This is a genomic window from Streptomyces sp. NPDC002054 (assembly GCF_040296685.1).
GTDB lineage: Bacteria > Actinomycetota > Actinomycetes > Streptomycetales > Streptomycetaceae > Streptomyces.
The window spans coordinates 20074-31709 of record NZ_JBEOXT010000010.1 but is presented as its reverse complement, the minus strand read 5'-3'; the positions used below and the strand labels follow the sequence as shown (position 1 = coordinate 31709).

Sequence of the window (11636 nt, the reverse complement as noted above, 5' to 3'; positions counted from 1 at the left end):
GGGATCGGCTCCAGGGCTCGGGAGGGAGGGTAGGGCAGCGGGGAGGGCAGCAGGGGCGCGTTCAGCCCTTGACGGCGCCCTGCATGATGCCGCCGACGATCTGACGGCCCAGCAGTCCGAAGACGAGCAGCACCGGCAGGGTGCCGAGCAGGGTGCCGGCCATGATCACGGACTGGTCGTGGACATAGCCCCCGCCGAGCTGCCGCAGCGCGACCTGGACGGTCGGTTCCTGCGAGGAGAGGGCGACCACCGGCCAGAAGAAGTCGTTCCATGCGGTCATGAAGGTGAGCAGGCCGAGGACGGCCATCGCGGGCCGGGCGACGGGCACGACGATCGACCAGAAGATCCGCCGGGTGGAGGCGCCGTCGATGCGGGCGGCCTCGATCAGCTCGTCGGGCAGGGACTGGGCGAGGAACTGCCGCATGAAGAACACCCCGAAGGCGGAGACCAGTCCGGGCAGGATCACGGCCTGCAGCTGGTTCACCCACTGGAGCCGGGCGATCAGCATGAAGAGCGGGATCACCCCGAGCTGCGGGGGGATCATCATGGTGGCGACCGTGAGGGACAGCAGCAGTCCGCGTCCGCGGAACCGGAGTTTGGCGAAGGCGAAGCCGGCGAGGGTGGAGCAGAGCACGGTGCCGACGGTGATGGAGCCGGACACGATCAGGGAGTTCAGCAGCGCCTTGCCGATGTCGGCCTCCGCCAGCACCTGCCGGACGTTGTGCATCAGATGGGGTCCGGGCAGCAGCGAGGGCGGTACCCGGGCGAGGTCGGCGTTGGAGCGGCTGGCGGCGACGACCGTCCAGTAGAGCGGGAAGGCCGAGACCAGCACGGCGAGGATCAGGACGCCGTACACGAGCCGGCCCGGCCGCCGGGCGCGAGCGGTCATCGCGCGGCCTCCTTGCGGGAACGTCGGGCTGCCAGCAGGGCGTTGGAGCCGACCAGCAGCAGGATCAGCAGGAACATCACCCAGGCGATGGCGGCGGCCCGGCCCAGGTGGAAGAAGCCCCAGCCCTGCTCGTAGAGGTAGAGGCCGAGGGTCTGGTACTGGTGCGAGATGCCTCCCGAGACGGAGCCCTCGAAGAGCAGGGGCTCGCCGAAGAGCTGGGTGGCGCCGATGGTGGACACCACGGTGGTGAAGACGATCGTGGGCCGCAGGCCGGGGAGCGTGACGTGGCAGAACTGCCGCCACTGGGAGGCCCCGTCCACCTCGGCGGCCTCGTACAGCTCGGCCGGGATGGTCTGCATGCCGGCCAGGTAGATCAGGGCGTTGTAGCCGGTCCAGCGCCAGATCACGATCGAGGACACGGCGATCTGTGAGGCGGTGGTGCCGGTCTGCCAGTCCACCAGCCCGATGCCGATCAGTCCCAGGAACTGGTTGACGAGGCCGAAGTCGCGGCCGAAGAGCTGGGCGAAGACCAGGGTGGCCGCGGCGACGGAGGTGGCGTACGGGAGCAGCATGGCGGTCCGGAAGAAGGTCCGGCCGCGCAGCCGGTGGTTGAGGAGGTGCGCCAGGGCCAGGGCCATCGCGAGCTGGGGGACGGTGGAGAGGACCCCGATGGTGAAGGTATTGCGCAGCGCGGTCCAGAAGAACGGGTCGGTGAAGACGGCGGTGTAGTTGCCGAACCCGCGCCATTCCATGGTTCCGGGGGTCTGGAGCTCGACGCGATGGAGTGAGACGAAGGCCGTGTAGAGGAGCGGGAAGATCCCGAAGGCGGCGAAGAGGGTGAAGAAGGGGGCGAGGTAGGTATACGGGGAGATGGCCTGCCGGCCCGGCCGGCGGCGCGGCACCTTGCCCGGGCGGGCCTTGCCCGGGCGGGCCCGGGGTGGTGCGTCGGTGTCGGTACGGGTCATGGCGCGGCGCCCTTCGGGACGTAACGGCGGGGCGGGAGGCGGGGCAGGCTCGGCGGCGCGGGGCTGGGTTGGGCGGGGCTGGGCGCGGCTGGGCGGGCTGGGCTGGGCGAGGGCCGGGCTGGGCGGGCGCGGCCGGGCGGGCTGGGCTGGGCGGAGCGAGGGCCGGGCGGGCTGGGCGCGCGCGGCCGGGCGGGCTGGGCGGGGCTGGGCTGGGCTGGGCTGGGCTGGGCTGGGCTGGGCTGGGCTGGGCAGCGTCTCGGGAGCCGGCCCGGGTGCCCGGTGGGGAGGGCCCCGGGCACCCGGTGGGAGGAGGCCGGTCCCACGCCGCTCCCCGGCTGGGGGGCCGGCAGGTCAGGGCCGGGCCGCCTGGTGCCGCGGCTTGGCACCAGACAACCCGGGCCCCCGAGGGCCCATGGCTCAGCCGGTGGCGTTCTTCACCCCCCGGCGGGCGTTGTCCCAGGCGGCCTTCGGGGACGTGCCCTTGCGTTCGACCTCGCTCAGCGCGTTGGTGATCTGGTCGGCGATCGTCTTGTCGTCGACGCCGAGCACCTGAACCGGCGCGGCCTTGGCGGCGTCGCCGAAGATCCGGCCGATGGGCGCGTCCGAGAAGTAGGGGTCCTTGGCGTCCGCCACCTGGGCGATGGCCGCGACCGCCGACGGGAACTGGCCCTGCGTGCGGAACAGTTTGGCCTGCTGCTCGGGGGCGGTCAGCCAGCGGAGGAGCTCGTACGCCTCCTGCTTGTGGCGGGCGGCGCGCGGCACGGCGAGATACGAGCCGCCCCAGTTGCCGGCGCCGCCGGGCAGCCGGGCCACGTCCCACTTGCCCCGGCCGGCGTCGCCGGCCTGGCCCTTGATGTAGCCCAGCATCCAAGCGGGGCACGGAATGGTGGCGAAGGAGCCGGCAGCGAAGGCCTGGTTCCATGGCGCCGACCACTGGTCGAGTTCGGCGCTGAGGCCGTCCGCGGCTGCCGTGACCGAGGTGTCCCAGGCGGTCCGGACGGCGGGGTTGGTCTCGTAGACCAGCTTTCCGGAGGTGTCGTAGTACCGCTCCGCGGCCTGGCCGGTCATCACGGCGTACAGACTCCCGACGCTGTCCAGCCAGGCGGTCTTGGCGGGGGCGTTCTGCTTGTACTGGCGCCCCAGGTCGAGGTAGCCCTGCCAGGTGGACCACTTCTGGGCGAGGGCCTCGCGGTCCGTGGGGAGGCCGGCCGCCCGGAGCAGGTCCGTGCGATAGCACATGGCCTCGGGGCCGACGTCCGTCCCCAGGCCCAGCACCTTGCCGTCCTTGGTGGTGGCGGCCGACCACTTGGACTCGGAGAAGGCGCTCTTCAGTCCGGCGGCGCCGTACGTGTTCAAGTCTTCGAACCGGTCGGCCTGCTGCTGGGTGACGGAGGCGATCCGGCCCACCTCGATGCCCTGTACGTCGGCCAGTCCCCCGCCGCCCGCGAGTCTGGTCTGGAGCGACTTCCAGTAGTCCTGCTCGTCCTCGGTGTCGGTCTGCTTGACCTTGATGTTCGGGTGGAGCTTCTCGTACTCGGCGTAGAGCCCGGCCTCCTGGTAACCGAACGAGCCGAACAGGTCGACGGTCAGCGTGACCTTGCCGCCCGCCCCGGCGCCGGAGGAACCCGCCGGTGCACCGGAGTCACAGGCGGCCAGCAGGGTCCCGGCGAGCGCGACCGCGCCCAGGCGGACGGCGGCACTCCGGACGGCAGTTCTCCGGACGGCTCGGACGATCGGCATGGCAGTCTCCCTGGTCGCTGGTCGAACCCGGATCGGGATTGAGAGCGCTCTCAAGCGCGCGACTGGAGCGTGCCCGGCACGGCGACCCCCCGTCAATACCCCGTCATCGACGGGCTGTTGTGGTGGCTCAGGCGGAGGCGCGCCGGACCAGCCGGGTCGGCGTGACGACCGAGGACGGCAGGACGGCGCCGGCGCCGGTGCCGACGCCGGTGCCGACAGCAGCGTCGCGGTCCTTGTCGAGGCGGCGCAGCAGCAGCCGGGCCATCAGCCGGCCCATGCCCTCGATGTCCTGGTGAACGGTGGTCAGCGGCGGTTCGGAGCACTCCGCGACCGACCGCAGGTCGTCGAAGCCGATCACCGCGACCTGGTCCGGGACGTTCCGGCCGTGCTCGCGCAGCACCCGGAGCGCACCGACCGCCGCCAGGTCGTTGGCGGCGAACACCGCGTCGAGGTCGGGCCGGCGCTCCAGCAGGGCGGTCATCGCGCGGGCCCCGCCCTCCACGGTGAAGTCGCCCTCGGCGACCAGGGACGGGTCCCCGTCGATCAGCACGTCCCGGTAGCCGGCCAGCCGGTCGGCCGCCGAGGTCTGGTCGGCAGGACCGGTGATGTGCGCGATGGCCAGCCGCCCTTGTTCGGTGAGGAACTGGACGGCGGCCCGGGCGCCGCCGCGGTTGTCGGCGTCCACGTACGCCACGGCGCCCGGCCCCTCCGGCCGGCCGCCGTAGACCGTGGGCAAGCCGATGCGCTGGACGATCCCGGGCAGCGGGTCGGCGGTGTGCAGGGAGAAGGCGAGTGCCCCGTCGACGTGTCCGCCGGCCAGGTAGCGGCCGATCCGGTCGTAGTCCCCGGGGCCCTCCACCAGCAGGAGCACCAACTGGGTGTCGTGGGCGGTTAGTTCCTTGCTGATGCCGCGGAGCTGCTGGGAGAAGAAGGGATCGGAGAAGATCCGGATCTCCGGCTCGGGAATGATCACCGCTACGGCCCCGGTGCGCCGGGTGACGAGCGTACGGGCGGCGGGATTGGGCAGGTAGCCCAGCTCGTCGACGGCCCGGCGCACCTTCTCCACCACCGGCTGTCGGACCCCGGCACCGCCGTTGACCACCCGCGAGGCCGTGGCCCGGGAGACCCCGGCCCGCGCCGCCACGGCTTCCAGCGTCGGACGGCGGCCGGACGGCTGCTCGGGCACGGCTCACTCCTCGGAGCGCAGCCGGACGGTGGGAAACGCTGCTGCGCCGCCCGCCAGGATATCCGCTCGGTGTCCGCCTGAGAGCGCTCCAGCCGAGGATCCGGTACAGCCCCTACGGTCGGATCCCGTCGCAGGCGATGGGCAGATGGCGCGGGCCGCGCAGGACCGCGTTCTGCCGGTACGGAGGCGGGTCCTCCAGCAGGCGCGGGTTCTCCAGCCGGCGGGCCAGTTCGGAGAGCGCGAGCTGGGCCTCCAGGCGGGCCAACGGGGCGCCGAAGCAGCTGTGGATACCGCTGCCGAGGCCCAGGTGCTGGATGTCCTTGCGGTACGGGTCGAAGCGGTCGGGGTTCTCGAAGCGCTGCGGGTCCCGGTTGCCGGAGGCGATGATCAGCCACATCGAGGAGCCCTTGGGGATGGTGATCCCGCCGACCTCGATGTCGGCCAGCGGGGTGCGCTGCGGCAGCAGTTGCACCGGGGGTTCGAACCTGAGCAGTTCCTCCACCAGCGGGACCGCGAGGCTCGCGTCCTCCCGGAGGTGCCGGAGGACGTCGGGGTTGCGGAGCAGCGTCAGCATCCCGTTGGTGATCAGGTTGACGGTGGTCTCGTGGCCGGCGATCAGCAGCAGGGCGGCGGTGCTGAGCAGTTCCATCGTGCTCATCGCCTCGTCCTGGCCGTGCCCGGCGGCGAGTTGGGAGAGCATGTCCTCGCCGGGGTTCTTGCGCCGCTCCTCGATCAGCCCGGCCAGGTACATGCCCAGTTCCATCCGGGCGTCGTGGGTGACCCTGAGGCGTTCCGAGGGGTCGGCGCCGGGGTCGGGGTCCAGGCTGGCGGCGAGGGTGTCGGCCCAGACGTGGAACCGGGACTCGTCCTCGCGCGGCACCCCGAGCAGCCGGCAGATCACGGTGACGGGGAAGGGGTACGAGACCTGGTCGACCAGGTCGATGCGTTCGGTGTCGCCGATGCCGTCGATCAGGCCGGTGACGATGTCGCCGAGTTCGCCGCGCATGCCGTCGACGCGGTGCGGGGAGTGCGGCGGTCCGAAGGGCCGGTTGGTCATCCGGCGCAGCCGGTCGTGTTCCGGCGGGTCCAGTTTCAGGAAGCTGGGCGGCAGCGCCTGCTGCTCTTCCCCGCCGCCCTCCGCGAGCGGGTCGTGGGCCGTGGCGGCGAGGTTGCGGGCGTCGGAGCTGAGCCGCGGGTCGTGCAGCAGGCTCTGGATCTCGTAGTAGGTGCTGATGACGTACGGCCCGTCGCCGTCGTGGAAGACCGGGGTCTTGCGGAGTTCCTCGTACAGCGGGTACGGGTTGGCGCGGTTGGCGGGGTCCAGGATCTGGCTCAGGATGCCGTGGGTCATGGCGGATCGGTCCTCCGGGGGCGCGGCGGGTCGGCGCGTGCGGGTCAGTGCCCGGCGGGGGTGAAGGTCATCCGCCGGTCGGCCGGCGAATACCCGCTGAGGGTGATGGTCGGGCCGTGCGTGGGCACGGACGGGTCGGGGAAGTCGGCGGGCAGCGGCTTCAGCCCGTCCGGGCGCCGGTCGACCGTCGGGAACTCCGGCGGGAAGGGCGCGGTCGTCTCGATCAGCCGCTGGTAGAACTGCAGCCAGCGGGCGTTGTCGAAGGTGACCGCCCCGATGACGCGGCCCTGGTAGCCGTACACGCCGGTGAAGCGGCGTTCGGCGCGCGAGCCCTGCGAGATGAGGATCTCGGTGCCCATGGAGGGGACTCCGACCGATTTGATGTTCACGCCGAACTGCGAGGACCAGAAGGCCGGAACCCAGATGTGGGGGCGGCGGTCGGTGCTCTCGCTGAGCATGTTGTGGGCCGCGGTCTCCGCCTGGGAGACGGCATTGCCCCAGTGTTCCAGGGACAGGAACTGGTAGCCGAACAGCGGGTGCGGGGAGCGGGCCACGTCTCCGGCCACATAGATGTCGTCGGTGACGATGCCGCGGATGTCGAAGGCGCGGCAGCCGGCGTCGCAGGCGATGCCGCGGGGGCCCGCGCCGAGTCCGGAGCCGGTGAGCCATTCGGTGTTGCGCTGGGCACCGAGCGAGACCACCACCACCTCGGCCTCCACCGTGCTGCCGTCGGAGAGGTGCGCGGCCCGGACCCGCCCGGTGGAGTCGCCCTCCAGGCCGGTCACCATCACCCCGGTGCGCAGGTCGACCCCGTGCTCGCGCTGGAGTTCGGCGGCGACCGCGCCGATCACCCCGCCCAGTGCTCCGACGAGGGGGGCGTCGCCGCGTTCGGCGACGGTGACGTCGAGGCCGCGCTCGCGGCAGGCGGAGGCGATCTCGGAGCCGGTGAAGCCGGCACCGATGACCAGGACCCGGCGGGGTCCGTCGGCGAGTCGGCGGGCCAGTGCGGCGCCGTCGTTGCGGGACCGGAGGGTGAGGACGCCGTCGAGTTCGGCCTCGGCCGGGTTGGGCCAGGGCCGGGCGCGGACGCCGGTGGCGATCAGCAGCCGGTCGTAGGGCACCTCCCCGCCGTCGGCCAGGCGGACCCGCCGGGCCGCCATGTCCAGGCCGGTGGCCCGTACGCCGAGCCGCCAGTCGGCGTCGATCGCGCGGCGGCGGGGCAGTGCGGTGTGCTCGGCGGCGGCCCGGCCCAGCAGGACCTGCTTGGAGAGCGGCGGCCGGTCGTACGGCTCGTACGGCTCGTCGCCGATCATCGTGAGGGATCCGGCGAAGCCCTTCTCGCGCAGGGTCTCGGCGGCCCGCAGACCGGCGAGCGAGGCGCCGACGACGACGATCCGGCCCTCGCGCTTGAGCTGCTCCAGGGCGGTGTCAGGCATCGGCGGTCTCCCCGGCGGCAGCAGCGGACGGCGACGGGGCGCCGGACTCCAGGTCCAGCTCGTCCACGAGGATCGCCTGGACGGGGCAGGCGGCGGCGGCCTGCGCGACCCGGGCCCGATGGGCCTCCTCGGCCCGCGGGTCGTAGAGCAGTCCCTCGTCCCCGTGCATCGCGAAGACGTCGGGCGCCAGGAAGGCGCATTGCGCGTATCCCTGGCAGCGGTTGAGGTCGACGACAAGCCTCAGCAAGGTTCGGTCCTTTCGTGGCCCCGGGGTTCCCACGGGTCCAGCCTGCGCCGGGGAGCCGGGCCCGGCCCGCCCGGGCGGGCCGTTGGGGTGACGCCCGCCCGGGCCCGGTCCGGCTCAGGCGGTCCGGCTCAGGCGGCGCGACGGGCGGCTCGGAGGATGTAGATGCCGAGGACCAGGGCCCAGGCCGGGAAGACCAGCTCGGACCAGGGGGCCGCGGTGCCCACCAGCAGCAGGACCAGGCCCACCAGATAGCCGAGAAGGGCGAGCGGGCGGGGCAGGACCCCGAGCCGGTGCCCGATGGCGGAGGTCGCGAAGACGAAGACGGCGGCCATCCGCATCGCGTAGGTCATCAGCAGCGTGTAGGCGTAGTGGCGGCCGAATTCCGAGCTCGTATCCTCGCCCAGCACGGTGCCAGCGGCGGCTGCCGAGCCGAAGAGGGTGGCAACGAAGATCAGCCCGCTGCCGAGGAAGACGGTGGCGAGGAACCGGTCCTCGGCCTCTCCCGTGTGCTCGCGCAGGGCGCCCATGAACCACAGGAAGGCGATGCCGGCGAAGGGTACGAGGGTGAGGGCGGTGGTCACCTGAGCCCGCTGGCCGGAGTCCAGCTGGGCATCGCCGAAGTCACCGCCCGGCAGGGCCATCCGGACGAGCACGATGGCCGTGCCCAGCAGGACGGCGAAGACGATCCCGGCCACGGCGGCGGCCCGTGGCGTCCGCAGCCGCTGCCCGCCGGCCGGTCCCGATGCGTGCTGTCTCACCCGTCCAGCAAGCCGGGCCCGGCGCCGCAGCGCCAGCCGGGGCACCCGCCCGGGTGACGGCCGGTCACGGGCGGGGCGGGAGGCTACGGGAGGGGGCGGAGCAGGACCTCGCTGCCGATCGGGGTGAAGCCGACGGCGAGGAAGGCGCGCAGCGAGCGGGCGTTGCCCGGGGAGACGGCGGCGAAGACGGGCTCGCCCTCGGGGACGAGGGTGAGGGCGTCGAGGAGGAGGGAGCGGCCGATACCGCGGCCGGCCTTCTGGCCCGCCTCTTCGTCGAGGGCGATGCCGACCTCACGTCGTCCGGCGAGGCCTCGCCCGACCGTGACGAACCCGCGCTCGTCCCCGTAGACGCGGACGTCGTTCCGTACGGAGCGGGCGTGCCGGACCCGGGGGTGGTCGTCGACGTCGTGGCGCTCGGCGAGCCGGCCGGCGGTGTCGGGGGTGCCGGATCCGCGGGCGACGAGGCTGGCGTCGGTGACGCCGATCCAGCCGCCGGGGCCCGCGAGGTGGCGCAGGAAGTCCGGGGCCAGGGAGAGGCCGAAGCCGTCCGGGCCCTGGGCGAGGACCTCCTCGGCCGGCAGCCGGGTGACAACGAAGGCGTGACCGGTGAAGGCGAAGGAGCACTCCAGCCCGCCCTCGAAGGGCGGCAGCACGGTCACGCCGCCGTCTATGTCGGGAAACCGCCCGTCCGCGGCCTCGAGGAGGTGGGCGAGCAGGGGGTGCGAATCGCTGTTGGTCATGCGGGGAACGGTATCCGGGACACTGATCAACTGTGCGCGCGGGGCTGGCCGGCGTCCCGGCCGGATGCGCTGCCCAGGCTGGCGGTGATGCCGTCGAGGTCGGCCGCGAGGGCGCTCAGCCAGGAGACGGTGGCGTAGAACTCCCGCGGGGCGCCGGGGGGCTCCGCGTCGAACCCGGCTCCCGGCGGACCGGTGGCGGCGGTCGCCGGGTCCGGGGCGGCCGGGGTGTCAGCCCCGGGGTCGAGGGCGACGGCGGTCAGCAGCATGCCGGTCGCGACCCGCTCGCCGAGGCGCATCAGGGTGACGGCGGCCTCGGTGTCCAGCGGCGGGGCCGGGGGCGGCGGAGCCGGGGGCGGCGGGGTCTCCTTCGGAGCGGGTGGGAGGGGCGGGGCGGGTGGGGTCAGCAGGCGCCGGGCGCCCCACAGGGTGTGGTGGCCGGCCATCAGCGCCGCCTGCCAGTCGGTGGCCACCGGGCCGCCCGGTCCGCCGAGGCCGGTCCGGTGGCCGGCCGGCTCGATCTGGTACTGGGCGAACGCCGACTCCGCGAGGATCAGGTCGTGCTGTACCGAGCGGTGGGCGGGCGGCGGCATGGTCTGCCGGGGGCCGCCCGCCACGACGGCGGCCGTGGTGGCCACCGCCACCTCGGCGGTACTGCGCAGCAGCACGGCCACCGAGCGGCGGAGTTCCTCGTGGGCCCCGCGGGGCCAGGCGAGCAGGCCGAAGACGGCCCCGATGGCGCTGCCGATGAACACGTCGACGACCCTCAGCTCGGCGAGCTGCCAGGTGGCGGGCGCCAGCTGGGCGAAGGCCAGGGCGACGACCAGGGTGAACAGGCCCTGGGCCCAGCCCACGCCCTTGACCGGGCCGAGCGTGAAGGCACTGAGCATCAGCAGCGGCAGGGCGACGGCGTAGACCGTGGTGTGGGTGCCGACCAGGGTGAGCACCGCGGCGGCGACCAGGGCGCCGAGCAGGGTGCCGATCAGCGCGTTGCGGATGGTCGTGCGGGTCTCGGTGACCGTGGTGCGGGTCAGGGTGAGGGTGGCCAGCATGGCCCAGAATCCGTGCGGCAGGGTGTCGAGACCGGCGATGGCCCGGGCGGCGGCGAGCGCCAGGCTGATCCGTACGGCGTTCTGGAAGAACACCGACCGGCGGCCGGCATGGCCGATCAGGCGGCGCCACCAGAGCTGGGGGGCCCGCAGGTGCGCGTACCAGAAGCGCCCGGGGTCCGTGCCGGCCGCTGCGGCCCGCCCGCGCACGGCGATGCCGGCTCCGGCGGACAGGGCGAGCGCGCCGTCCGCGAGCTCGATGAGCGCGGCCTGGCGGCGCAGCTCGGCCGGGGTCGGGGCCGGGCCCGAGGCCGGGGCGGGGGCCGGTGCCGCGGCGGCGGCGCGGCTCCGGAGCAGGGCCGTTTGGGCCTCGCCGGGGGCGGCGGTGCGGGCCTCGCCGCGCAGGGTGACGGCGCTCTCGGCGGCCACCTGGCGGACGTCGTGCAGCAGGCCGGTCCCGGACCCGGCCGGGGACTGCCCGGGGGGCGCGGCGGGCAGCCGGGTCAGCCGGTTCAGCAGGGTGCGGATGGCCAGCCCGGTGTGGGCCAGGGCGCGCTCCCGTACGGAGGGACCGGCGGGACGCTCCGCGTCCGGCACCCGGGAGGGGCGCAGGGCCTGCCCCGCGTCCCGGGCGGCCTGCCGGGAGGCGGCGGTCAGTGCGTACGGCGGCCGGCTCAGCTCGTCCGCGCAGCGGGCCGCCGTGTCGGCGGCGCGGGCGGCGAGCTCCCGGTAGGAGGTGCCGGGCGGATCGGGGAAGAGGTACGCCTCGGCGAGGATCAGCAGCCCGATGCCGAGGGTGGCGCCGATGAGGCGCTCGCCGAGGGTGTCCGGGGCGTACGGGGGGAAGCAGGGCAGGATGTAGAGCAGCTGGAGGCCCGGCGCGGCCCCGGCGGGCCGGGGCCCGCCCACGGCGATGAAGGCCAGCCCGAACCCGATGAGCAGCATCCCGGCCACCGCGGTCCAGGTGTTCACGGCGAGGAAGGTTCCGACGGCTATGAGCAGCCAGCAGACGGGCACCAGGCGCAGGATGGCGGCGGCCCGCTGGCGGCCGGTGCCGGGGATCCGGGAGAGTCCGGCCAGGGAGACGGCGGCGAACAGGGCGTAGGTGGCGGCGACCGTCTGCCCGAACCCATAGAGCATGAGGAAGAACCCGGCACAGGCGGCAACCGTAACCCGAGCAGACCGCCGCGCCGCAGCGACATACGCCTCCCCCATCCCCCACCACCGCCGCCCGCCCACGCCGTCGGCCAAGCTCCCTCCGGCTGCGCCGGCGCCTGG

Annotated in this window: 10 protein-coding genes; all 10 read right to left on the bottom strand. The window is 73.9% G+C overall.

What is annotated here, in order from left to right; translation table 11 throughout:
- Positions 1–61: 61 nt before the first annotated feature.
- Positions 62–889 carry a carbohydrate ABC transporter permease gene (locus ABT123_RS11525; RefSeq protein WP_351312178.1) on the bottom strand — a complete coding sequence of 276 codons (828 nt, stop codon included), beginning with the start codon at positions 887–889 and terminating at the stop codon, positions 62–64.
- Positions 886–1854, bottom strand: coding sequence for a carbohydrate ABC transporter permease (locus ABT123_RS11520; RefSeq protein WP_351312176.1), 969 nt, complete (start codon positions 1852–1854; stop codon positions 886–888). The genes ABT123_RS11525 and ABT123_RS11520 overlap by 4 nt, the downstream gene beginning before the upstream one ends.
- A 417-nt stretch (positions 1855–2271) precedes the next feature.
- Positions 2272–3594: an ABC transporter substrate-binding protein gene (locus tag ABT123_RS11515; RefSeq protein ID WP_351312174.1), complete on the bottom strand. Its 1323-nt coding sequence runs from the start codon at positions 3592–3594 to the stop codon at positions 2272–2274.
- 127 nt (positions 3595–3721) lie between these two features.
- On the bottom strand, positions 3722–4780 hold the full coding sequence (locus tag ABT123_RS11510; protein WP_351312172.1) for a LacI family DNA-binding transcriptional regulator: 1059 nt from the start codon (positions 4778–4780) through the stop codon (positions 3722–3724).
- Positions 4781–4892: 112 nt separating this feature from the next.
- Positions 4893–6131 (bottom strand): cytochrome P450, encoded by a 1239-nt coding sequence (locus ABT123_RS11505; protein ID WP_351312170.1) that lies wholly within the window; start codon positions 6129–6131, stop codon positions 4893–4895.
- Between the two features lie 44 nt (positions 6132–6175).
- The gene (locus tag ABT123_RS11500) at positions 6176–7567 is read right to left on the bottom strand and encodes an NAD(P)/FAD-dependent oxidoreductase (RefSeq protein WP_351312168.1); all 1392 of its coding nucleotides are present in this window, start codon (positions 7565–7567) and stop codon (positions 6176–6178) included.
- Positions 7560–7811, bottom strand: coding sequence for a ferredoxin (locus tag ABT123_RS11495; protein WP_351312489.1), 252 nt, complete (start codon positions 7809–7811; stop codon positions 7560–7562). The genes ABT123_RS11500 and ABT123_RS11495 overlap by 8 nt, the downstream gene beginning before the upstream one ends.
- A gap of 131 nt (positions 7812–7942) precedes the next feature.
- Positions 7943–8572: a hypothetical protein gene (locus tag ABT123_RS11490; RefSeq protein ID WP_351312166.1), complete on the bottom strand. Its 630-nt coding sequence runs from the start codon at positions 8570–8572 to the stop codon at positions 7943–7945.
- A gap of 83 nt (positions 8573–8655) precedes the next feature.
- Positions 8656–9312 carry a GNAT family N-acetyltransferase gene (locus ABT123_RS11485; protein WP_351312164.1) on the bottom strand — a complete coding sequence of 219 codons (657 nt, stop codon included), beginning with the start codon at positions 9310–9312 and terminating at the stop codon, positions 8656–8658.
- 26 nt (positions 9313–9338) lie between these two features.
- Positions 9339–11498, bottom strand: coding sequence for an FUSC family protein (locus ABT123_RS11480; protein WP_351312162.1), 2160 nt, complete (start codon positions 11496–11498; stop codon positions 9339–9341).
- Positions 11499–11636 lie beyond the last annotated feature (138 nt).

Excerpts from the sequence above, each read along its gene's own strand:
- ABT123_RS11525 (WP_351312178.1), bottom strand. The coding sequence starts at position 889 with ATGACCGCTCGCGCCCGGCGGCCGGGCCGGCTCGTGTACGGCGTCCTG.
- ABT123_RS11520 (WP_351312176.1), bottom strand. The coding sequence starts at position 1,854 with ATGACCCGTACCGACACCGACGCACCACCCCGGGCCCGCCCGGGCAAG.
- ABT123_RS11515 (WP_351312174.1), bottom strand. The coding sequence starts at position 3,594 with ATGCCGATCGTCCGAGCCGTCCGGAGAACTGCCGTCCGGAGTGCCGCC.
- ABT123_RS11505 (WP_351312170.1), bottom strand. The coding sequence starts at position 6,131 with ATGACCCACGGCATCCTGAGCCAGATCCTGGACCCCGCCAACCGCGCC.
- ABT123_RS11500 (WP_351312168.1), bottom strand. The coding sequence starts at position 7,567 with ATGCCTGACACCGCCCTGGAGCAGCTCAAGCGCGAGGGCCGGATCGTC.
- ABT123_RS11485 (WP_351312164.1), bottom strand. The coding sequence starts at position 9,312 with ATGACCAACAGCGATTCGCACCCCCTGCTCGCCCACCTCCTCGAGGCC.
- ABT123_RS11480 (WP_351312162.1), bottom strand. The coding sequence starts at position 11,498 with ATGCTCTATGGGTTCGGGCAGACGGTCGCCGCCACCTACGCCCTGTTC.